Raw genomic sequence first — 22,823 nt, 5'->3', positions numbered from 1 at the left:
TGGCGTGCAGGCTCAGCCGGCCAGCATCGCCTGCAGCCCCGCCAGGTAGAGGATGCCGCTGCAGGTGAGGCCGCCGGCCCAGCACAGCCCCCGCAGCGGCGGCACGTTGCCCAGATAGGCGCCCATGTAGGCCAGGCGCAGGGCCGGGTGCAGCCAGGCGGCCGCCACCGCCGCCTTCACCGCCAGCGGCGCCCCCTCCGTGGCGGCACCCACGCCGGCCAGCAGGCAGAGCAGGGCCGCCGGCGCGTGCAGCGTGAAGGCCTCGAAGCAGTTCTGGTGCGCCCAGGCCGCCCGCTTGCCCCAGGCCGGCAGGCGCTCGAACATCGCCCGCGGCGCCGCCAGGTCGGCCATCTGGAAGTTGGCCTGGGAGCGCGCCGCCCCCAGGGGCACGGTGCTGAACACCACCACCCCGGCGGCCAGCAGCAGCGACCAGGCGAAGGGGGCGGCGGCCGCGGCGGGGGCGGCGAGACCGGTGGCGAGTGCCATGGCGGGCTGGGTGGATGCTCTTTTCTAGGCTGCCCGAAGCCCGTTCCACCCGCGCCGCCCCGCCCCATGGCTGAGTCCTTCTCCTTCGACGTCGTGTCGGATTTCGACCGCCAGGAACTGGTGAACACCGTGGATCAGGTGCGCCGCGAGCTGGTGCAGCGCTACGACCTCAAGGATTCCGGCACGGAGATCGAACTGGAGGAGGCCAGCCTCACGATCACCACCGCCAGCGACATGACCCTGCAGGCGGTGAGCGACGTGCTGCGCCAGAAGGCCACCAAGCGCAACCTGTCGCTGAAGATCTTCGACTTCCAGGACCCCGAGGCGGTGGGCGGCAACAAGGTGAAGCAGGTGGTGAAGCTGCGCAAGGGGCTCAGCCAGGAGCTGGCCAAGAAGCTCAGCAAGCAGGTGCGCGACAGCATCAAGAAGGTGACGGTGGCGATCCAGGGCGACAGCCTGCGGGTGACCAGCAAGAGCAAGGACGATCTCCAGCAGGTGATCGCCCTGCTGCGCGAGCAGGAGAAGGATCTGGAGGTGCCGCTGCAGTTCGAGAACTACCGTTGAGCGCCCCCCGTTGAGCTCGCCGCTGCTGTTCGGCAAGACGCACTTTCTCGAGGCTCAGATCGATGAGTTCCTCGACAAGGTGTCGGAGGGTGGGATCTACTTCCAGCGCGGCATGGAGCTGCTGCTCGATCGCGGCGTGGTGCCGGAGACCGAGCTCAAGCTCGACCAGCTGATCCAGCTCAAGGAGCGCGCCAACGAGCTGCGCCGGGCGGTGGTGAACACCCTCTACAGCGAGATGCTGATCCCCGACTTCCGCGGCGATGTGCTGCGGCTGCTCTCCCATCTCTACGGCCTGCTCGATGCCACCAAGAATGTGTTCCAGGAGCTGCTGATCGAGTACGCCGCCGCCTTCGAGGGGCTGGAGACGGGCGCCGACGTGCGCGAGCTGGTGGCGGTGGTGGACCAGAGCATGCAGGCGGCGGTGCGGGGGGCGCGGGCGTTCTTCCGCCAGCCCGAGGCCGTGCGCGACCACATCAACCACATCCGCGTCTACGAATCCGAGGCCGACGCCATCACCCTGCGCCTCAAGAAAGGCCTGTTCGGCAGTGCCCTGCCGCTGGAGAGCAAGCTGCTGGCCCGCGACGCCCTGGCGGTGATCGACGGCCTGGCCGACCGGGCCGAGGAGATCAGCGACGAGCTCTCGATCCTGGCCATCAAGCGGGTGCTGGAGTGATCGCCAGCCTGGTGTTCCTCTCCAGCGGCCTGTTCCTGGGCTGGTCGCTGGGGGCCAACGACGCCTCCAACGTGTTCGGCTCGGCGGTGGGCAGCCGCATGCTGCGTTTCTCCACCGCCGCCGTGCTCTGCAGCCTGTTCGTGATCCTCGGGGCGGTCACCGCCGGTGGGGCCGCGTCCGGCGGGCTGGGCGAGCTGGGGGCGGTGAACGCCATCGCCGGCTCCTTCACCACCGCCCTGGCGGCGGGGGTGACGATGACCTGGATGACCCGCGCCGGCCTGCCGGCCTCCACCTCCCAGGCGGTGGTGGGGGCGGTGGTGGGCTGGAACTGGTTCAGCGGCTCGATCACCGACCTCAGCCAGCTCTCGCGCATCGCCTTCGCCTGGGTGGCCTCGCCCCTGCTCGCCGCCCTGCTGGCCGCCGGCCTGCACCGGCTGCTGGTGGCCGCCATCCGCCGCGGCCGGCCGCACCTGCTGAGCCTGGACGCGAACCTGCGCCTGGGGCTGATCCTGGCGGGGATGTTCGGCTCCTACAGCCTCGGCGCCAACAACATCGGCAACGTCATGGGGGTGTTCGTGAACGCATCCCCGTTCGCCGAGCTCACCATCGCCGGCGGCCTGCACCTCAGCGGCGAGCAGCAGCTGTTCCTGCTCGGCGCCATCGCCATCGCCGTGGGGGTCGCCACCTACTCCCGCCGGGTGATGCTCACCGTGGGCGGCAGCCTGATGACCCTCTCGCCGGTGGCGGCCCTGGTGGTGGTGCTGGCCAACGCGCTGGTGCTGTTCGTGTTCTCCTCGCCGCAGCTCTCCGCCCTGGCGGTGGCCCTGGGGTTGCCGCCGATTCCCCTGATCCCGGTGTCCAGCTCCCAGGCGGTGATCGGCGCCGTGCTGGGCATCGGCCTGCTGCAGGGGGGCCGCGGCGTGCGCCAGATCCGCTGGGGGGTGCTCGCCCGCATCGCCTCCGGCTGGATCACCACGCCCCTGATCGCGGCGCTGGTGGCCTTCGTGCTGCTGTTCGTGGTGCAGAACGTCTTCGGCCAGCAGGTGTTCCGGCCGGTGGCCTACCAGCTCTCGCCGCCGGCCCTGGTGCGGCTGGCGGAGGAACGCCTGCCCAGCGAGCGGCTGGCCATGGATCTGCAGCCGGTGGTGGGCTCGGTGCGCTTCCGCGCCTGGCTGCGCCGCCAGGTGCGCCTGGATCCCGCCCAGGAGGCGCAGGTGCTGCGGATCGCCGAAACCCGCCCGCTCACCATCGATGCCCGGGGCCTCGAAGCCCTGGAGCGCACCAGCCTGCCCGCCCCCTACCGCGAGGCGGTGGCCGGCCTGGAGGGCCGCAGCTTCCTGCATCCCTGGCAGCTGGCCGAGGCCCTGGCCAGCCGGAGTCCGCTCTGGGCCCCGGCGCCGGATGCGCCCAGGGCCGAAGCCGCCCGCCGTGCCGCCCGCCTGGCCCTGGTGCTCGATACCTTCAGCCGCAGCCCCCCGGACCGCAGCGCCCAGAACCGCGGCGCCCAGAACCGCGGCGCCGGACCAGTGCCGCCGACCTCCCTACGCTCGCCTGGGGCGGAGGGTTGATGGTGGGGGCTGACGGCGGCTGGAGCTTCTGGATCGATCGCGGCGGCACCTTCACCGACGTGATCGGCCGCGACCCCGCCGGCGCCCTGCACGTGCGCAAGGTGCTGTCGGTGCAGCCGGAGCGGCCGGGTGATCCGGCCGTGAACGCCATCGCCGATCTGCTGGGCTCGGCGGATTCGGTAGCGCCAGGTGCCGGCTGTCCCCGCTCCGTGCTGGAGGAGGTGCGGCTGGGCACCACCGTGGCCACCAACGCCCTGCTGGAGCACCACGGCGCGCCGGTGCTGCTGCTGATCAACCGCGGCCTGGCCGATCTGCTGCAGATCGGCGATCAGCACCGTCCCGACATCTTCGCCCTGGCGATCGAGCGGCCCCGGCCCCTGGAGGTGCGGGTGCTGGAGGTGGAGGGCCGCCTCGCCGCCGACGGCAGCGAACTGGAGCCCCTGCGCCTCGATGACGCCCTGGCGGCCGCCCTGCGGGCCGCCATGAGCGAGGGCTACCGCAGCTGCGCCGTGGCCCTGCTGCATGCCTGCCGCAATCCGGAGCATGAGCGCCGCCTGGCCGCCTGGCTGGAGCCCTTCGGCTTCGAGCGGCTGGCGCTCTCCCACCAGCTCAGCCGCCAGCCGCGGCTGGTGCCCCGGGGCCACACCACCCTGGTGGAGGCGGCGGTGGCGCCGGTGCTGGAGCGCTACCTGGAGCAGGTGCGTGCTGCGCTCGGCGAAGGGCCGCGGCTGCGGGTGATGCGCTCCAGCGGCTCCCTGGCGGCCCCGGAGCTGCTGCACGCCAAGGACACGATCCTCTCCGGGCCGGCCGGCGGCATGGTGGGGGCGGTGGCGGTGGCCGAGCAGGCCCTGGCGGCGGCGGGCGAGGCGCCGCGGCCGGTGGTGGGCTTCGACATGGGCGGCACCTCCACCGACGTGTTCCACTTCGATCCGGCCCTCGGCGCCCTGGCCTGGGAGCGGCAGGCGGAGACGGAGGTGGCGGGGCTGCGGCTGCAGGCGCCGATGCTGCCGATCCACACCGTGGCCGCCGGCGGCGGCTCGATCGTGCGCTTCGACGGCCAGCGGCTGATCGTGGGTCCTGAATCGGCCGGCGCCGACCCCGGCCCGGCCGCCTACCGCCGCGGCGGGCCGGCCACGATCACCGACGCCAACCTGCTGCTGGGCCGCCTGCCCGCCGCCGCCCTGCCGGCGGTGTTCGGCCCCGGCGGCGACCAGGCGGCGGATCTGGGCGCCGCCCGCGAGCGCTTCGCCGCCCTGGCGGCGGCGATGGCCGTGTCGCCCGAGCGGGTGGCGGCCGGGGCCCTGGCGATCGCCATCGAAACCATGGCCGGCGCCATCCGGCGCATCTCCATCCAGCGCGGCCACGACCTGCGCGGCGCCCTGCTGGTGAGCTTCGGCGGCGCCGGCGGCCAGCACGCCTGCCGCCTGGCCGAGGCCCTGGGGGTGAGCCAGGTGCTGCTCCATCCCCTGGCCGGCGTGCTCTCCGCCTACGGCATCGGCCGCGCCGAGCAGCGCCTGCTGCTGGAGCGCTCCCCGCGCCTGCCCCTGAGCCCGGCCGCGCTGGCGGAGCTGCGGCGCCAGGCCGGGGAGCTCACGGACCGCGCCCGCGCCGATCTGCAGCGGGCCGGCGATCTGGCGGCAGGCGAGCCGGGGCGGGTGTGGTGGCGGCTGGAGCTGCGCTTCGCCGGCAGCGAGCAGGGGCTGGTGGTGGCCTGGGATGCGGCGGACGAGCTGGAGGGGCTGCTGGAGGCCTTCGGCTGCAGCCACCAGCGGCGCTTCGGCTACCGGCCGGCCCTGGCGGCCGCCGATCTGGTGGTGGAGCGCCTGCTGGTGGAGCTGGCCGAACCCCTGCGCCCGCCGCCGCCGGCCCGGATCAGCGCGGATGCCGGCGGCGAGGGCCCTGGCAGTGGGGGCGGCGAGCCGGCCAGCGTGCCGGTGTGGCTGGACGCGGAGCGGGGCCCCCAGCCGGTGCCCCTGTGGCGGCGCTCGCAGCTGCGGCAAGGCCAGGAGCTGCAGGGGCCGGCCCTGGTGCTCGACCCCACCAGCACCACCCTGCTGGAGCCCCACTGGAGCGGCCGGGTGCTGGCGGACGGTGCCCTGCTGCTGCGTCACCAGCCACCGCCGCCACCGCCAGCTCCCGACGGCGCCGCCACCCCAACGGCCGCCGCGGCTCATCAGGAGCCCGATCCCACCCTGCTGGAGCTCTACAACCACCGCTTCTCCGCCATCGCCGAGCAGATGGGGGTGCAGCTGCAGCAGAGCGCCCGCTCGGTGAACATCCGCGAGCGGCTGGATTTCTCCTGCGCCGTGTTCGACGGGCGCGGCCGGCTGGTGGCCAACGCCCCCCACATCCCGGTGCACCTGGGCTCGATGGGCGAGAGCATCGCCGCCCTGCTGGCCGCCATCGCCGCCGGCCGCCGGCCGCCCCTGGCCCCCGGCGACGTGGTGCTCTCCAACAACCCCTACGACGGCGGCACCCACCTGCCCGACATCACCGCGATCACGCCGGTGTTCGTGGCCGACGCAGCGGGTGCCGATGCGCCGCTCTTCTACGTGGCCAGCCGCGGCCACCACGCCGATGTGGGCGGCATCACCCCCGGCTCGATGCCGGCCTTCAGCCGGCGCATCGAGGAGGAGGGCCTGCTGCTCGACAACGCCTCCTTCCTGCGCGCCGGCCGCCTCGATGAGCAGGCCTGGCTGGCGCGCTTCGCCGCGGGCGAGCATCCGGTGCGCGATCCGGCCCAGCTGCTGGCCGACCTCAAGGCCCAGGCGGCGGCCAACCGCCTCGGCGAGCGGGAGTTGCGGCGGCTCCTGAAGCTGGCGGGCCGGGCCGAGGTGGAGGCCTACATGGGCCATGTGCAGGCCAACGCCGCCGAGGCGGTGCGCCGCACGATCGAGCGCCTCCGGCCCGGCAGCGCCGCCGTGGAGCTCGACGACGGCAGCCGCATCCGCGTGGCCGTGAGCCTCGATCAGCGCCGCCGCCGGGCCCGCATCGACTTCAGCGGCACCTCCCCCCAGCAGGACGGCAACCACAACGCGCCCCTGGCGATCACCAAGGCCGTGGTGCTCTACGTGTTCCGCTGCCTGGTGGGGGAGGACATCCCGCTGAACGCCGGCTGCTTCGAGCCCCTGGAGCTGGTGGTGCCGGAGGGCTCGCTGCTGCGGCCGCGGCCGCCGGCGGCGGTGGTGGCCGGCAACGTGGAGACCTCCCAGGCCCTGGCCAACGTGCTCTTCGCCGCCCTGGGGGTGCAGGCGGCGGCCCAGGGCACGATGAACAACCTCAGCTTCGGCACCGACCGCTTCCAGTACTACGAGACGATCTGCGGCGGCAGCGGCGGAGGCCGCACCCCGGCCGGGGTGGGGTTCGCCGGCGCCTCGGCGGTGCAGACGCACATGACCAACTCCCGCCTCACCGATCCGGAGGTGCTGGAGCAGCGCTTCCCGGTGCGTCTGGAAACGTTCGCCATCCGCCGCGGCTCCGGCGGCGCCGGCCGCTGGCCCGGCGGCGATGGCGTGGTGCGCCGCCTGCGCTTCCTGGCACCGATGACGGTGGACCTGCTCACGGGCAGCCGCCGCGTGCCTCCCTTCGGCCTGGCGGGCGGCGAGCCGGGCCTGCCGGGCCGCAACAGCCTGCTGCGGGCCGGCAAGGCCGGCGAATTCCTGGGCGGTGCGGCCCAGATCGAGGTGGCAGCCGGGGATGTGCTGGTGATCGAGACCCCAGGCGGCGGCGGCTTCGGAGCGGCCGATGCGGCGGTCGATGCGGCAGTCACTCCGGCGGGCTGAGGCCGCATCGCGACACATTCGTGGTCGGGCCCGGGGATCGGCCGCACACTGGATCAGAGCCGCCCCCGGCCGGGATGAGCATCCTGATCAGCTATTCCAAGGTGCTCGAGATCGCCGGCGACATCATCCGCGTGGAGGTGCCCGCCGGCGGCCACGACAGCGACGCCGCCCCGCGCTTCAACGATCTGGCGGTGGTGCAGACGGCCGGCGGCGGCCAGTCGCTGGCCCAGGTGATCGACCTGAAGGAGCGCTCGGTGGCGCTGCAGGTGTTCCGCGGCACCAAGGGGGTGTCCACCGATTCCCAGGTGCGCTTTCTCGGCCACCCGATGACGGTGACCTACTCCGGCAACATCCTCGGCCGGGTGTTCCGCGGCACCGGTGAGCCGATCGACGGCGGTCCCGACCTCTCCCAGGATCCGCGCGTGACCATCGGCGGCCCGTCGGTGAATCCGATGCGGCGGGTGCTGGCCTCGAAGATGATCCGCACCAACGTGCCGATGATCGACGTCTACAACACGCTGGTGGAGAGCCAGAAGATTCCGATCTTCTCGGTGTCCGGCGAACCGTTCAACGCCTTTCTCGGCCGCATCGGCATCCAGGCCGACGCCGATGTGGTGGTGTTCGGCGGCCTCGGGCTGATCTTCGACGACTACTACGCCTTCCGCAAGACCTTCGAAGAGGCCGGCGTGTTTCACCGCACGGTGATGTTCGTGAACCTGGCCTCCGATCCGATCGTGGAGCGGATGCTGATCCCCGACATGGCGCTGGCGGTGGCGGAGCGCTTCGCCGTGGAGGAGGGCAAGCGCGTGCTGGTGCTGCTCACCGACATGACCGCCTTCGCCGACGCCCTCAAGGAGGTGAGCATCGCCATGGACCAGGTGCCGGCCAACCGCGGCTATCCCGGTGATCTCTATTCCCAGCTGGCGCGCCGCTACGAGAAGGCCGCCGACTACGCCAAGGGCGGCTCGGTGACGGTGCTCACCGTGACCACCATGCCCGGCGACGACATCACCCACCCGGTGCCGGACAACACCGGCTACATCACCGAGGGGCAGTTCTATCTGCACAACGGCGTGATCGACCCCTTCGGCTCCCTGTCGCGCCTCAAGCAGAACGTGATCGGCAAGCGCACCCGCGAGGACCACAACCAGGTGATGAACACCACCATCCGCCTCTATTCCGGCGCCCGCGATGCCCAGCAGAAGCAGGCGATGGCCTTCGAGCTCTCCGACTACGACCAGAAGCTGATCCGCTTCGGCGAGCTCTTCCGTCAGCGCTTCATGGACATCAACGTGGACATGCCCCTGGAGGCCGCCCTCGATCTGGCCTGGCGGACCATGGCCGAGTGCTTCGAGCCCCAGGAGCTGCTGATGAAGCAGGAGCTGATCGACAAGTACTTCCCCCGGCCGACGCAGCAGGTATGAGCCGGATCTCCCTCACCAAGGCCTCCCTCAGCCGCCAGAAGGGGCTGCTGAAGACCTACGGCGCCGTGCTGCCGTCGCTGGATCTCAAGCGCCGCCAGATCAGCGCCGAGCGGGCCCGGGCGCGGCACGAACTGCAGGAGCTGGAGCGGCGGGCCGGCGAGCTGGAGGCGGAGGTGGCGCGGCTGTGCCCGATGCTGGCCCACGAGCACATCCGGCTCGAGGGTCTGGCCCGGGTGGTGGACGTGCGGCTCGGGGAGGAGAACCTGATCGGCACCCGGCTGCCCCGCGTCGAGGAGGTGCGGGTGGAGGTGGCCGACTACGGCCTGCTCAGCCTGCCCTTCTGGGTGGACCACATCGTGGCCTGCCTGCGCGAGGCGCTGGACACCCAGGTGCGGCTGCAGGTGGCACGGGAGCGGATCGAGCGGCTGCTGCGGGCGGAGCGCACCGTGACCCAGCGCTTCAACCTGTTCGAGAAGGTGCTGATCCCCCGCACCCGCCAGCAGATCCGCAGCATTGCCATCTACCTGGCCGACGCGGAGCGGGCCGGGGTGGTGAACTCCAAGATCGCCAAGCGCAAGAAGCAGCGGGCCGGGGCGCGATGACGATCGTTCCCCTGCGCAGGCTCACCGTGGTCGGCCTGAGCGCCGACAAGCAGGACCTGCTCGATGGCCTGCAGCAGCTCGGCTGCCTGCACCTGATCCCCTTCGAGGAGCCCTCCGGCGACGACCAGCCGTTCGTGAGCCGCCGGCCGATCGAGGACGCCCGCAAGGCGCTGCGCTACCTGGGCGACGTGCGCCGGCGGCGCCACCAGACCCGGGTGGATGCCGCGTTCGACTTCGACCGCCTGATCGCCGCGGCCCTCGCCAACCGGCGGGCCAAGCGCCAGGCGCAGGACCGGTTGCTGGCCCTGGAGGCGCGGCTGCGGCTGCTGGAGCCCTGGGGCGACTTCGTGCTGCCCGCTCTGCAGGAGCTGGGCGGCCAGCGCCTGTGGTTCTACCGGGTGCCCCATGCCCGGGCGAAGGCCTTCCAGCAGGCCCTGGCCCGGCTCGACACCCCCTGGCAGCAGCTCTACGAGAGTCCGCGCCACATCTATGTGGTGCTGATCGCGCCGGAGGAGCCCGACCCCGCCGCCCTGCCGGTGGCCCGCTCCCGCCTGGGCTCCGAATCCCCGGCCACGGTGCGCCGTGAGCTCGACCTGGCCCGTTCCGCCCTGGAGGAGGTGGAGGCCGAGCACGAGGCGCTCAGCCGCTGGATCTTCCTGCTCTCGCGCAACCTGGCCCGCGCCGAGGACGCCCAGGCCCGCGCCGAGGCCCAGACCATGACCCGCGACGACCACGGCCTGGTGCAGCTGCAGGGCTGGATCCCCGCCCGCGACCTGCCGCGCCTGGAGGCCTTCGCCGCCGTGCGGGGTCTGGCCTGGCTGGCGGAGATCCCCGATCCCGGCGATGCGCCGCCCACCCTGCTGGAGAACCCGCCGGTCCTGAGCGGCGGCCAGGACCTGGTGACCTTCTACGAGACCCCCGCCTACCGCGACTGGGATCCCTCGGCGCTGGTGTTCTTCTCGTTCGCGGTGTTCTTCGCCATGATCCTGGCCGACGCCGGCTACGCCCTGGTGCTGGGCGTGGTGGTGGGGTTGCTGTGGAAGGGCATGGGCCGCACGCCGGGCGGGCGCCACTTCCGCGTGCAGGCGGTGACGGGGCTGGCCTTCGCGTTGATCTACGGCGTGCTGGCGGGCAGCTACTTCGGCGTGGAACCGGCCGCCGCCTCGCCGCTGGCGGCCCTGAAGCTGCTCGACCTCAACGACTTCGACGCGATGATGAAGCTCGCCCTGGTGGTGGGCGGGCTGCACCTGCTGCTGGCCAACGGCATCGTGGCGGTGCGTGCCACCGGCGTGGCTGGCCGCGCCCGACCCCTGGGCTGGATGGCGGTGATCCTGGGGGGCTTCGTGCTCTACCTGGGCGCCGCTTCGCCCGGGGCCCGGCACCTGGGGCTGGGGCTGGCCGTGGGCGGTCTGCTCACCGTGCTGCTGCTCAGCAGTGAGCGTCGCATCGCCCGGCCGGCCGATCTGCTGCTGCGGCTGGTCGACGGCCTGGGCGCCCTCACCGACATCTCCAAGCTGTTCGGTGACGTGATGAGCTACCTGCGGCTGTTCGCCCTGGGGCTGGCCAGCGCGTCGCTGGCCGTCACCTTCAACCAGCTGGCCAGCCAGGTGGTGGAGTCGGGGGTGGTGCTGGCCGTGCCGATCGCCCTGCTGATCCTGATCCTCGGCCACGGCATCAACCTGCTGCTGGCCGTGATCAGCGGCTTCGTGCACGGGCTGCGGCTGAACTTCATCGAGTTCTTCAACTGGGGGCTCTCCGGCGAGGGCATTCCCTTCAAGCCATTTCTCAAAAAGGAGCCTGTCTCGTGAACGACCATCTCTCCCTGCTGGTGCTCGGCTGGATCGGCATCTACGCCCCGGTGGCCCTGGGGGCGATCGGCGCCTCCGTGGGCTGCACCATCGCCGGCCAGGCCGCCATCGGGGCGATGATGGAGGTGAGCAGCGGCTACGGGCGCTTCGTGGGGCTCTCGGCCCTGCCCTCCTCGATGTCGATCTACGGCATCGTCGTGATGTTCATCCTCAACCGGCCGGTCACGCCCGCCAATGCCGGCGGCCTGTTCGGCATCGGGCTGCTCTCCGGTGTGGCCTTCCTGATCGCCGCCATCTACCAGGGCCTCTGCTGCGCCTCGGCGATCGCCGGCTCCAAGGCCAAGCCGGAGATCTTCGGGCTGGCGCTGGCACCGGCGGCGATCGTGGAGGGCTTCGCCGTGTTCGCCTTCGTGTTCGCCCTGGTGGCGGCCGGCGGCATTCCCAGGAGCTGACGCCTTCGCTCCCCGCACCCCGCTCTCCGCACTTCGCACCCCGCACTCCGCCCCCGCGATCTCGCCGCTTCCCCCATGGCCCAGCCACACTCCAGCCGCAAGAACACGCCGGTGCAGGTGGCCGCCGGGGTGGAGGCGCTGATCGCCCGCCTGCGCGATCAGGGCGTGGAGGCCGGCCGCCGCCAGGCCGAGGAGATCGTGGCCCAGGCCCAGGCCGACGCCCGCCACACCCTCGACCAGGCCCGCCAGCAGGCCGAGCGGATCGTGGCCGACGCCCGCCGCCAGGCCGAGAACCTGGAGCAGTCGGGGCGCGAGGCGCTGGAGCTGGCCCTGCGCGATGCCGTGCTGGCCCTCAAGACGCGCCTGATGGAACGCTTCCGCGGCGAGGTGCGCCAGCTTGTGGGGGAGGAGCAGCAGAAGCAGGAGCTGCTCGAGAGGATGGTGCTGGAGGTGGTGGGGCGGGTGCGCGACGAGGCCGACCGCGCCGCCCAGGTGGAGGTGCTGCTGCCGCGGCGGGCGGTGGGTCTGGCCGAGCTCAGCCAGGATCCCGAGGAGCTGGCCCGGGGCGACCTCACCGAGTTCGTGCGCCTGGTGGCCGCCGGCATGCTGCGGGAGGGCGTGAGCTTCGCCGTGGCGCCCGATCAGGCCGCCGGCCTGCGGGTGCGGCTGGTGGACCGGGAGGTGGTGCTCGACCTCAGCGACCGGGCCGTGGCCGACGTGATCCTCGAACACCTGCAGCCCCGCTTCCGGGCCCTGCTGGAGGGGGTGGTGAAGTGAGCCCCCGCTACACCACGCTGATGGCCAGCCTGCCGCCGCTGGGGGGGCTGTTCGAGGCGCGGGAGCCGGCCATCTCCCGCCTCCGGCTCACCAGCCGCATCGGCCTGCTGCACCCCGACGACCGCGCCGACCTCGACCGCGCCGCCGGCATCCTCTCCCAGTCGCTGCTGCCGGAGGCGGGCGAGGGCGACGGCCGCAGCGCGGCGGCAGGCCCGCCCGCCGGCGCCGATGCCCTGCTGCTGGAGGAGGCGGCCCGCTTCTTCCGGGAGGTGCGCCAGCCGCTTCTGCGCCAGCTGGTGCGCCAGCGCCTCGACCGGCGCACGATCGTGGCCGCCCTGCGCCGCCGCCACCGCGGCGAGGCCGAGCCGCCCCGCGGCCAGGTGTGGGGCTTCGGCGAGCTGGTGCCCACGATCGAGCGCCACTGGCGGGAGCCCGCCTTCGCGCTGGCCGGGGTGTTCCCCTGGATCCCCGAGGCGGTGCGGCTGCTGGAGAGCGGCGACCTGATCGGCCTGGAGCGCCTGCTGTTCTCCCTGATCTGGCGGGAGCTCGACCAGCTGGGCCAGGGCCACCACTTCGACTTCGAGGCGGTGGTGATCTACCTGGCCCGCTGGAGCCTGGTGGAGCGCTGGTCGAACTACGACGCCGAGGCCGCTTCCCGGCGCTTCCGCCAGCTGGTGAGCGACGGCCTCGGCCGCTTCACCGACACCCTCGCCGTCTGCCCCGCCCGATGACCGCCACCCCCGCTCCCGCCACCGCCAGCGCCACCAACAGCACCGCCGCCGCCGACGCCCGCTTCAATCCGGCCCGCGTGGTGGCCGTTCAGGAGGATCTGGTGACCATCGCCATGGCCCCCGAGCGGCCGCGGCCGATCCTCAAGAACGAGGTGATCTACATCTGCCCGCGGCGCCTGGACGGCGACCGCCAGGAGCGGCTCAAGGCCGAGGTGCTGCGGGTGCAGGGCAGCACCGCCGACGCCCAGGTGTTCGAAAGCACCCGCGGCGTGGGCATTGGCGATCCGGTGGAGCAGACCGGCGAGCTGCTGTCGGTGAGCCTGGGGCCGGGGCTGCTCACCCAGGTGTACGACGGCCTGCAGAACCCCCTGGCCGGCCTGGCCGCCGGCTACGGCACCTTCCTGCCCCGGGGGGCGGCGGTGGCGCCGCTCGATCCCGACCGGAAATGGTCATTCCAGTCGGTGGCGCGGATGGGCGACAGCCTGCGCGCCGGCGACGTGATCGGCACGGTGCAGGAGGGGCGCTTCAGCCACAAGATCATGGTGCCCTTCGACCAGCCGGGCACGGTGCGGCTGGACTGGATCCAGCAGGGCACCTTCACGGTGCACACGGTGGTGGCGCGCATCGTCGACGAGCGCGGCCAGGCCCGCTCCCTCACCCTGGTGCAGGAGTGGCCGGTGCGCCGGCCCCTGCCCCAGCACCTGCTGGAGGCGCGCAGCAGCGAGCGCCTCTATCCCCAGGAACCGCTGATCACCACCCAGCGGATCATCGACACCTTCCTGCCCATCGCCCGTGGCGGCACCGGCTGCATCCCCGGACCCTTCGGCGCCGGCAAGACGGTGCTGCAGAACCTGATCTCCCGCCACTCCGACGTGGACATCGTGCTGGTGGTGGCCTGCGGCGAGCGGGCCGGGGAGGTGGTGGAGACGATCACCGAATTCCCCAAGCTCACCGACCCCAAGAGCGGCGGGTCGCTGATGGACCGCACGATCATCATCTGCAACACCTCCTCGATGCCGGTGGCGGCACGGGAGGCCTCGATCTACACCGGCCTCACCCTGGGCGAGTACTACCGCCAGATGGGCTACGACGTGCTGCTGATCGCCGACTCCACCTCCCGCTGGGCCCAGGCGATGCGCGAGACCTCCGGCCGGCTGGAGGAGATCCCGGGCGAGGAGGCCTTCCCCGCCTACCTCGATTCCTCGATCAAGGGCATCTACGAGCGGGCCGGCATCATCCGCACCAACGACGGCAGCATCGGCAGCCTCACGATGATCGGCACCGTGTCGCCGGCCGGGGGCAACTTCGAGGAACCGGTCACCCAGTCCACCCTCGGCACCGTGAAGACCTTCCTGGGGCTGAGCGCCGAGCGGGCCTACAAGCGCTGCTACCCGGCGGTGGACCCGCTGATCTCCTGGTCGCGCTACTTCGGCCAGCTGGAGGACTGGTTCGCCCACCATCTGGCGCCCGGGTGGGTGGCGCGGGTGCGGGAGCTGAGCGAGCTGCTGCGGCGCGGCGATGCCGTGCAGCAGATGATCCTGGTGACCGGCGAGGAGGGGGTGAGCCTGGAGGATTTCCTGCTCCAGCAGAAGGCCCAGTTCCTGGACATGGTGTATCTGCAGCAGGACGCCTTCGATCCGGTGGACGCCAGCTGCCCGATCACGCGCCAGCAGCGCAGCCTCGATCTGGTGTGGGACCTGATCCAGCGTCCGTATCACTTCGCCGACAAGGCCGCGGCGCGGGAGTTCTTCACCCGCCTCACCGGCCTGTTCCGGAACCTCAACTACGCCCCGGAGGACTCGCCCACCTACCAGGGGTACCGCAGCCAGATCGAGGAGCTGGCGGCCTCCGCCTGCGTCTGATGCGGCCGCTGGCGCTGCCGGCCCTGCTGCCCGCCCTGGCGCTCTCCGCTGCGGCGCTCGCCGCCTCGCCCCCCCAGAACGCCTCCCCCCTGCAGGAGCGCGAGCAGCGCTTCCATGGCGTGCCGTCGGGGGGCGGGGTGGTGGCCGCCCAGGACCGGCTGGCGGCGGAGGTGGGCACGGCGATGCTGCGCCGCGGCGGCAACGCGGTGGATGCGGCCGTGGCCAGCGCCTTCGCCCTGGCGGTGACCCTGCCCCAGGCCGGCAACCTCGGCGGCGGCGGCTTCCTGGTGCTGTGGCTGCCGGGGCCGTCGCCGGCGGCCGCTCGTGGCTGTGCCACGGCGGCCGAGCTGCCCATCGGCGGCGGCACCGCCGTGGCCGTGAACTTCCGCGAAACCGCCCCGCAGTCCGCCACGGCCGGGATGTTCCTGGCCGCAGACGGCACGGTGGATCGCTGCCGCGCCACCCGCAGCCTGCTGGCCACGGGGGTGCCGGGCACGCCGGCGGGGCTGGTGCTGGCCCAGCGCTGTTACGGCCGCCTGCCGCTGCCGGAGGTGCTGCAGCCCGCCATCGGCCTGGCCGAGGACGGCTTCACGGTGGATCAGCCCCTGGCTGAGTCGTTGCGGCGGGCGGCGCCGCTGCTGCAGGCCGATCCCACCTCCCGGGCGCTGTTCTTCCGGCCGCCGGCGCAGCCGGGCGGGGCGCCGCGGCCCTACGGGGCGGGCGAGCGGTTGCGCCAGCCGGAGCTGGCGGCCACGCTGCGGCGCATCGCCGCCGAGGGGGAGGCGGGCTTCTACGCCGGACCCACCGCCGAGCGGCTGGCGGCGCTGATGCGGCAGGGGGGCGGGCTGAAGGGAGGGCTGATCAGTGCCGCCGATCTGGCCGCCTACCGGGCCCAGCTGGTGCGGCCCCTGGCGGGGAGCTTCCGCGGCCACCGGCTGCTCACCATGCCGCCCCCCAGCGCCGGCGGGGTGGGCCTGCTGCAGCTGCTGGCGATCCTCGAGCCCCTGCCGCTGCGGGAGTGGGGCCTCAACGGCGCCGCCTCCCTGCACATGCAGGTGGAGGCCATGAACCTGGTGTACCGCGACCGCTACCGCTGGCTGGGGGATCCCGATCAGGTGGCGATGCCGCTACAGCGCTTGCTGAGCCGCGCCTATGCCGCCGAGCTGCGCGCCCGGATCGACCCCCGCCGCCACCGCCCCGCCGCCGAGCTGGATCCCCAGCCCCCGCCCGCCGGCGGCGGCGGCGGCGGCGACAACACCACCCACCTGTCGGTGGCGGATCGCCAGGGCGGCCTGGTGGCGCTCACCACCACCCTCAACTTCGCCTACGGCAACGGCATCAGCGTGCCGGGGGCCGGCTTCCTGCTCAACAACGAGATGGACGACTTCAGCGCCGCGCCCGGCCGCCCCAACGCCTTCGGGCTGGTGCAGGGGGAGGCCAATGCCATCGCCCCGGGCCGGCGGCCCCTGAGCTCGATGACGCCCGCGCTGGTGTTCCGTCCCGACGGCCGGCCCTGGCTGGCCACCGGCACTCCCGGCGGCAGCCGCATCCCCACCACGGTGCTGCAGGTGCTGCTCAACCGCATCGTGCACGGGCTCAACCTGGCCACGGCGGTGGCCAGCCCGCGGGTGCACAGCCAGCTCTGGCCCGACCGCCTCAGCCATGAGCAGGGCCTCAGCCCCGACACCCTGGCCCTGCTGGCCGGGCGGGGCCACACCCTGACGGCCGGCAGCGCCATGGGTTCGGCCAACAGCGTGGAACTGCTCTGGTCGCCGGGGCCGGCTGGAGCGGCGGGGAGCCCGGTGCTCGCGGGCAGCCTGGGGGTGGCCGACAGCCGCCGGCCGGAGGGGGCGGTGGCGGTGGAGCGTCCGCCCGCCGCCGGCATCAGCGAACCCTGATCGGTCTGTGGCAATCCGTCACAGCCCCGCGCGCCGCCGGCGACGGCTGCCGAGGGTGGGAGGCGGTTGCCTGGTCGTCCAGCGCACCACCGGGCCGCTGCGCCTCACCCACACTTCACGCCACCTCACTCCACTTCACGCCCCCGAGCTCAACCCGCCCCGATGCTGGAGCTGCTGCCCCCGCTCAACGACCGCAACCTGCCGTGGATGGACACCATCCACCCGATCGTGGTGCACTTCGTGATCGCCATGGCGCTGATCAGCGTGGTGTTCGATCTGATCGGCCGCTTCGGCCGCCGGCCGGCCCTCTATGAGGTGAGCTTCTGGAACCTGCTGGTGGCCACCATGGCCATCTTCGTGGCGATCATCTTCGGCCAGATCGAGGCGGGCCTGGCCAATCCCTACGGCGAGGCCAGCACGATCCTCAACCTGCACAGCACCCTGGGCTGGTCGCTGGCGGGGGTGCTGGCCCTGCTCTCGGGCTGGCGCTACGTGATCCGAAGCCGCGACCCGCTGCGCCTGCCGCCGGCCTTCCTGGGCGCCGGCGCACTGCTCAGCGTGCTGGTGGTGGTGCAGGTGCTGTTGGGCAACCAGCTGGTGTGGGTGTACGGGCTGCACACGGTGCCCGTGGTGGAAGCGGTGCGCGCGGGGCTGGTGTGATGGCTGCTGTTGCTGCGCTCAGGGCGTTCACGCCGGTGACCGACCAGCTGGGCCCCAACCAGCTGCCCTATTCGATGCCCGTGCACCCCAACCTGGTGCACTTCACGATCGGGCTGTTCGTGATCGCGATCACCTTCGACATCGCCGGCGCCCTGTTTCCGCTGGAGAAGCGCCTGTTCCGCTTCCTGGCCCTGCCGGTGACCCGCGCCGGCTTCCACGACGTGGGCTGGTACAACCTGCTGGCCTGCGCCGGCGTGAGTTTCCTCACGGTGGCGGCCGGTTTCTACGAGATGCTGCTGGCGGTGCCGATCGCGGGCGGGCGCAGCGACTTCGGCCTCGGCAGCATGGCCACCATGCTCTGGCACGGGGTGGGCGGGGTGCTGCTGCTGCTGCTGATCGTGGCGATGACGGTGTGGCGCGGGCTGCAGCGCTTCCGCTGGCGCCGCGACCTGGGCCGCCAGGTGCAGTGGAGCTACCTGCTGGCGGGTGTGGGGCTGTTCGTGCTGATCGGCGTGCACGGCACCCTCGGCGCCCAGCTGGCGGGCGAGTTCGGCGTGCACATCACCGCGGCCCAGCTGCTGGCTGGCGGCGTGGATCTGCGCGAGGCGCTGCCATGACCACCGCTTCTCCATCTCCGGGCCGCTCCCCCCGGCTGTGGGGCGTGCTGCTGGTGCTGCTGGCGGTGCTGGCCGATCTGGCCGCCAGCTTCTGGATGGCCGCCGCGTCGCACCACTGGCTGCCGGTGCCGGCCTCGGCCGCCGCCGCCCCGGTGGACAACCTCTTCGCCCTGGAGGTGGGCATCGGCAGCTTCATCTTCTTCGGCTGCAGCGGCGTGATGCTCTGGACGCTGCTGTTCAACCGCGCCCCCAAGTACGACCTGGACAACGGCGATCCGATCGAGGGCAACCTCAAGCTGGAGATCGTGTGGACGCTGATCCCGCTGGTGATCGTGATGCTGATCGCCTGGAAGGCGATCGACGTGAGCACCACCCTCTCCACCCTGGGGGGCAAGGTTCGCGTCACCGGCGGCCATGGGGCGATGCACGGCGCCGAGGGTCCCGCTGCCGCACTGGAGGCCGCGGACGATCCGGCGGCAGCTGAGCCGATCGAGGTGATCGGCCGCCAGTGGAGCTGGGAGTTCATCTATCCCAACGGCGTGCACAGCAGCGAGCTGCACCTGCCCGAAGGCCAGCGCAGCTACCTGCGCCTGAGCGCCACCGATGTGATCCACGGCTTCTTCGTGCCGGCCTTCCGGCTCAAGCAGGATCTGATTCCCGGTAGCGTGATCGACTACAGCCTCATCCCCACCCGCGCCGGCCGCTACCGGCTGCGCGATTCGATGTTCAGCGGCGGCTACTTCTCCTCCAACCAGACCGACGTGGTGGTGGAACCGCCGGAGCAGTATGCGGCCTGGCTGGAGCAGGCGCTGGCCCAGCCGCTGCGGCCCGCCGCCAATGCCGCCACCGACCTCTACGCCCAGCGCCTGGCCCGCGGTGACCGGGGCTGGGCCACGGTGCCGCCGGCGCCGCCGCCGCTGGTGCACGTGAGCGCCGATCCCGCCGCCAGCCACGAGGGCTGAACCATTCCGCCACCACTGCCCCCGCCATGACCAGCACCGCCCCCGCCCCCGCTCCCTCCTTCGACCCGCGCGTGCTCAAGGCGCCCCATCCGGTGCCGGGGGCGCCGAACAACTGGCGGCGCTTCCTGAGCTTCAACACCGACGCCAAGGTGATCGGCCTGCAGTACATGATCACCTCGCTGTTCTTCCTGCTGGTGGGCGGCCTGCTGTCGATGATCATGCGCGGCGAGCTGATCACACCGGCGGCGGATCTGGTGGATCCCACCGTGTACAACGGGCTCTACACGATGCACGGAACGGTGATGCTGTTCCTGTTTCTGTTCCCGATCCTCAACGGCTTCAACAACCTGCTGATCCCGCCGATGATCGGCGCGCCGGACATGGCCTTCCCGCGCCTGAACGCGGCCGCCTTCTGGATGGTGCCGGTGTTCGGCGTGATCCTGATGGCCAGCTTCCTGGTGCCGGGCGGACCCTCGGGAGCGGGCTGGTGGGCCTATCCGCCCCAGAGCATCCAGAACCCGCTGGGGCACTTCCTCAACGGCCAGTTCCTGTGGATCCTGGCGGTGGCGCTCTCGGGCATCTCCTCGATCATGGGGGCGGTGAACTTCATCACCACGATCATCCGCATGCGGGCGCCGGGCATGGGCTGGTTCCGGATGCCGATCTTCTGCTGGACCGCGGTGGCCGCCCAGGCGATCCAGCTGATCGGCCTGCCGGTGCTCACCGCCGGGGCGGTGCTGCTGCTGTTCGACCTGAGCTTCGGCACCAGCTTCTACCGGCCGGAGGGCGGCGGCGACCCAATGCTCTATCAGCACTTCTTCTGGTTCTATTCGCACCCGGCGGTGTATGTGATGGTGCTGCCGGTGTTCGGCATCTTCTCGGAGCTGTTTCCGGTGTATGCCCGCAAGCCGCTGTTCGGGTATCACGTGGTGGCGATCGCCTCGTTCGCGATCACCTTCCTCAGTCTGATCGTGTGGGTGCACCACATGTTCTACAGCGGCACACCGCAGTGGATGCGCAACCTGTTCATGGTCACCACGATGCTGATCGCCGTGCCCACCGGCATCAAGGTGTTCGCCTGGATCGGCACCCTCTGGGGCGGCAAGCTGCGCCTCACCACGGCGATGCTGTTCTGCCTGGGTGGGGTGTTCAACTTCATCTTCGCCGGCATCACCGGCATCATGCTTGCCACGGTGCCGGTGGACATCCACGTGGGCAACACCTACTTCGTGGTGGGTCACTTCCACACGGTGATCTTCTCCACCATCACCTACGGGGTGTTCGCCGGCATCTACCACTGGTTCCCGAAGTTCACGGGCCGGATGATGTATGAGGGCCTCGGCAAGCTGCACTTCGTGCTCACCTTCATCGGCAGCCAGCTCACCTTCCTGCCGATGCATGCGGCGGGGCTGCTGGGCATGCCGCGGCGGGTGGCGTCGTACGACCCGGAGTTCGCCTTCGCCAACGTGCTCGCCAGCCTCGGCGCCTTCCTGCTGGGGGTGGCCACGATCCCCTTCCTGCTCAACCTGGTGAGCTCCTGGGTGCGGGGCGAGAAGGCGCCGCCCAATCCCTGGCACGCCATCGGCCTGGAATGGCTGCTGCCCTCGCCGCCGCCGGCGGAGAACTTCGAAGACGACGTGCCCACGGTGATCAGCGGCCCCTACGGCTACGGCCTCGGCCGGCCGCTGGTGGAGGACGAGCAGCGCTACGTGGCCAAAGCCGCCAGCGCCGCCAGCGCCGCCACGGGGGGAGCCTGACGCCATGACCGCCACCACGCCCACCCCGGCCGACCTGCCCGCCCAGCCCGCTGCCCACGGCCACGGCCACGGCGATCACACCCTCACGGGCTTCGTGATCTTCCTGCTCTCGGAGAGCGTGATCTTCCTGGCGCTGTTCGCCGGCTATGCCATCTACAAGACCTCCTCACCCCTGTGGCTGCCGCCGGGGGTGGAGGGGCTGGAGGTGGCGATGCCCCTGCGCTTCACGGTGGTGCTGGTGAGCAGCAGCGGCGTGATTTACCTGGCCGAACGGGCCCTGCACCGGGGCCGGCTGGGGGAGTTCCGCGCCTGGTGGCTGCTCACCATGGCGATGGGCACGGTGTTCCTGGTGGGGCAGGGGCTGGAGTGGGCCGGGCTGCCCTTCGGGCTGGGGGATGGCGTGTATGGCGCCAGCTTCTACCTGCTCACCGGCTTCCACGGCCTGCACGTGCTCACCGGCGTGCTGCTGATGGGGCTGATGCTGGCCCGCTCGTTCCGGCCGGGCAACTACGACGCCGGCTCGGTGGGGGTGACGGCCGTGTCGCTGTTCTGGCACTTCGTGGATGTGATCTGGGTGGTGCTGTTCGTGCTGATCTACGTGTGGCAGCGCTGAGGAGGCCCCGGCGATGATCATCGACGACACGCTCTACGACGTGGTGGTGATCGGCAGCGGTGCGGCCGGCGGCACCCTGGCGGCGGAGCTGGCTGAGGCGGGGCGCAGGGTGCTGCTGCTGGAGCGGGGCGAGCGGCTGCCGCTGGTGGATCAGAACGTGGTGGATGTGGACCTGTTCCGCAAGCAGCGCTACCACCCGGAGCAGCCCTGGTTTGGCAGCGACGGCGATCCCTTCAAGCCGCAGATGGTGTATGCGCTGGGGGGCAACACCAAGATCTGGGCGGCGGTGCTGGAGCGGCTGCGGGAGGCGGAGTTCGAGGGCGTGGCGATGCAGGACGGCCGCTCGCCGGCCTGGGGCCTGCACTACGGCGATCTGGAGCCCTGGTACGACCGGGCCGAGGCGCTCTACCGGGTGCACGGCCAGGCCGGCGAAGACCCCACGGCGCCGCCGCGCGCCGGGGCCTATCCGTATGCGCCGCGGCCGATGGAGCCGGTGCTGGAGCAGCTGCATGCCGACCTGTCGCGCCAGGGGCTGCGGCCGTATCACCTGCCGCTGAGCTGGAGCGAGAACGCGGCGGATCCCACCGGCGATGCCGAGCTGTTCGGCGTGGAGCGGGCCCTGGCGGCGGCCACACCGGCGGCGGTTCGCAGCGGGGCGGAGGTGGAGGCGCTGCATGTGGACCCCTCCGGCCGCCAGGTGAAGGGGGTGGAGGCACGGATCGGCGAAGACCGCTGGCTGTTCCAGGGGCACCAGGTGGTGCTGGCGGCGGGGGCGGTGAACACGGCGGCAATCCTGTTGCGTTCGGCGGGGGAGCGGCATCCGCGCGGGCTGGCCAACGGTTCGGATCAGGTGGGCCGCAACCTGATGAAGCCCCAGCTCACGGCGATCCTGCAGCGGGCCAGCAGCCCCAATTCGGGGCGCTACTCACCGGCCCTGGGCCTCACCGAGTACTACTGGGGCGACAAGAACGTGAACTATGCGCTGGGGTCGATCCGCAACGGCGGTGGGGTGCTGCAGGATCCGCTGTTCGCCGAGTCGCCGCCGCTGCTGTCGCTGGTGAGCCGGCTGCTGCCGGATCCGGCGCTGGAGTGGTTGGCCGACCGTTCGATCACCTGGTGGGCGATGACGGCGGTGCTGCCCGATCCGGAGAACCGGGTGACGGTGCGGGGCGAGCGCATCGATGTGGCCTACATCGCCAACAACCGCGAAGCCCACGACCGGCTGGTGTACCGCTGGCTGGACACGATCCAGAAAACCGAGGCCGACCCCGCCACCACGGTGGTGCAGCGGGCCCCGATCTACCCCCGCGGCGAAGCACCGCTGAGCGTGATGGGCCTGGCCTGCGGCACCTGCCGCATGGGCAGCGATCCGGCCACGTCAGTGGTGAACCTGCAGGGCCGCTGCCACGAACTGGAGAACCTCTGGATCGCCGATGCCAGCGTGTTCCCCAGCTGCCCGGCGGTGGGGCCCGGGCTCACGGTGATCGCCAATGCCCTGCGCGTGGCTGGGGAGGTGCAGGGGGTGTTGGGGTGAGGTTTGTTTCCACGCTTGAGACATCGCCCCGGGTGTTCTGTAGCCCTCTGCAC

The 22,823-nt window shown here is 71.9% G+C and carries 19 protein-coding genes; 18 read left to right on the top strand and 1 reads right to left on the bottom strand.

The features are described from left to right. Window positions 1-12 precede the first annotated feature (12 nt). A complete protein-coding gene (locus tag KBY90_RS08235; RefSeq protein WP_254968077.1) occupies window positions 13-486 on the bottom strand; it encodes an MAPEG family protein in 474 nt (157 codons plus the stop codon). A gap of 66 nt (window positions 487-552) precedes the next feature. Between KBY90_RS08235 and KBY90_RS08230 the strand changes: the two genes are divergently transcribed. From KBY90_RS08230 to KBY90_RS08145, 18 genes are all read left to right on the top strand, one after another. Continuing rightward, window positions 553-1,050, top strand: coding sequence for a YajQ family cyclic di-GMP-binding protein (locus KBY90_RS08230; RefSeq protein WP_254968076.1), 498 nt, complete (start codon window positions 553-555; stop codon window positions 1,048-1,050). 10 nt (window positions 1,051-1,060) lie between these two features. Continuing rightward, the gene (locus tag KBY90_RS08225) at window positions 1,061-1,723 is read left to right on the top strand and encodes a DUF47 domain-containing protein (RefSeq protein ID WP_254968075.1); all 663 of its coding nucleotides are present in this window, start codon (window positions 1,061-1,063) and stop codon (window positions 1,721-1,723) included. Then, window positions 1,720-3,291: an inorganic phosphate transporter gene (locus tag KBY90_RS08220; protein WP_254968074.1), complete on the top strand. Its 1,572-nt coding sequence runs from the start codon at window positions 1,720-1,722 to the stop codon at window positions 3,289-3,291. Before KBY90_RS08225 ends, KBY90_RS08220 begins: the two co-directional genes overlap by 4 nt. After that, window positions 3,291-7,073 carry a hydantoinase B/oxoprolinase family protein gene (locus tag KBY90_RS08215; protein ID WP_254968073.1) on the top strand — a complete coding sequence of 1,261 codons (3,783 nt, stop codon included), beginning with the start codon at window positions 3,291-3,293 and terminating at the stop codon, window positions 7,071-7,073. Before KBY90_RS08220 ends, KBY90_RS08215 begins: the two co-directional genes overlap by 1 nt. 74 nt (window positions 7,074-7,147) lie before the next feature. Continuing rightward, the gene (locus KBY90_RS08210) at window positions 7,148-8,497 is read left to right on the top strand and encodes a V-type ATP synthase subunit B (protein ID WP_254968072.1); all 1,350 of its coding nucleotides are present in this window, start codon (window positions 7,148-7,150) and stop codon (window positions 8,495-8,497) included. Continuing rightward, window positions 8,494-9,099 carry a V-type ATP synthase subunit D gene (locus tag KBY90_RS08205; protein WP_254968071.1) on the top strand — a complete coding sequence of 202 codons (606 nt, stop codon included), beginning with the start codon at window positions 8,494-8,496 and terminating at the stop codon, window positions 9,097-9,099. The genes KBY90_RS08210 and KBY90_RS08205 overlap by 4 nt, the downstream gene beginning before the upstream one ends. Continuing rightward, a complete protein-coding gene (locus KBY90_RS08200; protein ID WP_254968070.1) occupies window positions 9,096-10,907 on the top strand; it encodes a V-type ATP synthase subunit I in 1,812 nt (603 codons plus the stop codon). The genes KBY90_RS08205 and KBY90_RS08200 overlap by 4 nt, the downstream gene beginning before the upstream one ends. Beyond that, on the top strand, window positions 10,904-11,359 hold the full coding sequence (locus tag KBY90_RS08195; RefSeq protein WP_254968069.1) for an ATP synthase subunit C: 456 nt from the start codon (window positions 10,904-10,906) through the stop codon (window positions 11,357-11,359). Before KBY90_RS08200 ends, KBY90_RS08195 begins: the two co-directional genes overlap by 4 nt. Window positions 11,360-11,434: 75 nt before the next feature. Next, window positions 11,435-12,136, top strand: a complete 702-nt coding sequence (locus tag KBY90_RS08190) for a hypothetical protein (protein ID WP_254968068.1) — start codon at window positions 11,435-11,437, stop codon at window positions 12,134-12,136. Next, on the top strand, window positions 12,133-12,867 hold the full coding sequence (locus tag KBY90_RS08185) for a DUF2764 family protein (RefSeq protein WP_254968067.1): 735 nt from the start codon (window positions 12,133-12,135) through the stop codon (window positions 12,865-12,867). Before KBY90_RS08190 ends, KBY90_RS08185 begins: the two co-directional genes overlap by 4 nt. Next, a complete protein-coding gene (locus KBY90_RS08180) occupies window positions 12,864-14,729 on the top strand; it encodes a V-type ATP synthase subunit A (protein ID WP_254968066.1) in 1,866 nt (621 codons plus the stop codon). The genes KBY90_RS08185 and KBY90_RS08180 overlap by 4 nt, the downstream gene beginning before the upstream one ends. Continuing rightward, window positions 14,729-16,627 (top strand): gamma-glutamyltransferase, encoded by a 1,899-nt coding sequence (gene ggt, locus KBY90_RS08175; protein WP_254968065.1) that lies wholly within the window; start codon window positions 14,729-14,731, stop codon window positions 16,625-16,627. The genes KBY90_RS08180 and ggt overlap by 1 nt, the downstream gene beginning before the upstream one ends. Before the next feature lie 162 nt (window positions 16,628-16,789). Next, window positions 16,790-17,287 carry a DUF2231 domain-containing protein gene (locus KBY90_RS08170; RefSeq protein WP_254968064.1) on the top strand — a complete coding sequence of 166 codons (498 nt, stop codon included), beginning with the start codon at window positions 16,790-16,792 and terminating at the stop codon, window positions 17,285-17,287. Then, window positions 17,287-17,904: a DUF2231 domain-containing protein gene (locus KBY90_RS08165; RefSeq protein ID WP_254968063.1), complete on the top strand. Its 618-nt coding sequence runs from the start codon at window positions 17,287-17,289 to the stop codon at window positions 17,902-17,904. Before KBY90_RS08170 ends, KBY90_RS08165 begins: the two co-directional genes overlap by 1 nt. Beyond that, entirely contained in the window at window positions 17,901-18,866 is a 966-nt protein-coding gene (locus KBY90_RS08160) for a cytochrome c oxidase subunit II (protein ID WP_254968061.1), read from the top strand. Before KBY90_RS08165 ends, KBY90_RS08160 begins: the two co-directional genes overlap by 4 nt. A 26-nt stretch (window positions 18,867-18,892) precedes the next feature. Continuing rightward, window positions 18,893-20,623 carry a cbb3-type cytochrome c oxidase subunit I gene (locus KBY90_RS08155; protein ID WP_254968059.1) on the top strand — a complete coding sequence of 577 codons (1,731 nt, stop codon included), beginning with the start codon at window positions 18,893-18,895 and terminating at the stop codon, window positions 20,621-20,623. A gap of 4 nt (window positions 20,624-20,627) precedes the next feature. Further along, the gene (locus tag KBY90_RS08150; protein WP_254968058.1) at window positions 20,628-21,236 is read left to right on the top strand and encodes a cytochrome c oxidase subunit 3; all 609 of its coding nucleotides are present in this window, start codon (window positions 20,628-20,630) and stop codon (window positions 21,234-21,236) included. Between the two features lie 13 nt (window positions 21,237-21,249). After that, a complete protein-coding gene (locus tag KBY90_RS08145) occupies window positions 21,250-22,770 on the top strand; it encodes a GMC oxidoreductase (protein ID WP_254968057.1) in 1,521 nt (506 codons plus the stop codon). Window positions 22,771-22,823 lie beyond the last annotated feature (53 nt).

It is taken from the genome of Cyanobium sp. CH-040, from assembly GCF_024346135.1.
Classification (GTDB): Bacteria; Cyanobacteriota; Cyanobacteriia; order PCC-6307; family Cyanobiaceae; genus NIES-981.
The sequence above is the reverse complement of the archived record's forward strand: the minus strand, read 5'-3'. Positions and strand labels throughout refer to the sequence as shown.

Excerpts from the sequence above, each read along its gene's own strand:
- KBY90_RS08235 (WP_254968077.1), bottom strand. The coding sequence starts at position 486 with ATGGCACTCGCCACCGGTCTCGCCGCCCCCGCCGCGGCCGCCGCCCCC.
- KBY90_RS08230 (WP_254968076.1), top strand. The coding sequence starts at position 553 with ATGGCTGAGTCCTTCTCCTTCGACGTCGTGTCGGATTTCGACCGCCAG.
- KBY90_RS08215 (WP_254968073.1), top strand. The coding sequence starts at position 3,291 with ATGGTGGGGGCTGACGGCGGCTGGAGCTTCTGGATCGATCGCGGCGGC.
- KBY90_RS08210 (WP_254968072.1), top strand. The coding sequence starts at position 7,148 with ATGAGCATCCTGATCAGCTATTCCAAGGTGCTCGAGATCGCCGGCGAC.
- KBY90_RS08205 (WP_254968071.1), top strand. The coding sequence starts at position 8,494 with ATGAGCCGGATCTCCCTCACCAAGGCCTCCCTCAGCCGCCAGAAGGGG.
- KBY90_RS08200 (WP_254968070.1), top strand. The coding sequence starts at position 9,096 with ATGACGATCGTTCCCCTGCGCAGGCTCACCGTGGTCGGCCTGAGCGCC.
- KBY90_RS08190 (WP_254968068.1), top strand. The coding sequence starts at position 11,435 with ATGGCCCAGCCACACTCCAGCCGCAAGAACACGCCGGTGCAGGTGGCC.
- KBY90_RS08180 (WP_254968066.1), top strand. The coding sequence starts at position 12,864 with ATGACCGCCACCCCCGCTCCCGCCACCGCCAGCGCCACCAACAGCACC.
- ggt (WP_254968065.1), top strand. The coding sequence starts at position 14,729 with ATGCGGCCGCTGGCGCTGCCGGCCCTGCTGCCCGCCCTGGCGCTCTCC.
- KBY90_RS08170 (WP_254968064.1), top strand. The coding sequence starts at position 16,790 with ATGCTGGAGCTGCTGCCCCCGCTCAACGACCGCAACCTGCCGTGGATG.
- KBY90_RS08165 (WP_254968063.1), top strand. The coding sequence starts at position 17,287 with ATGGCTGCTGTTGCTGCGCTCAGGGCGTTCACGCCGGTGACCGACCAG.
- KBY90_RS08160 (WP_254968061.1), top strand. The coding sequence starts at position 17,901 with ATGACCACCGCTTCTCCATCTCCGGGCCGCTCCCCCCGGCTGTGGGGC.
- KBY90_RS08155 (WP_254968059.1), top strand. The coding sequence starts at position 18,893 with ATGACCAGCACCGCCCCCGCCCCCGCTCCCTCCTTCGACCCGCGCGTG.
- KBY90_RS08150 (WP_254968058.1), top strand. The coding sequence starts at position 20,628 with ATGACCGCCACCACGCCCACCCCGGCCGACCTGCCCGCCCAGCCCGCT.
- KBY90_RS08145 (WP_254968057.1), top strand. The coding sequence starts at position 21,250 with ATGATCATCGACGACACGCTCTACGACGTGGTGGTGATCGGCAGCGGT.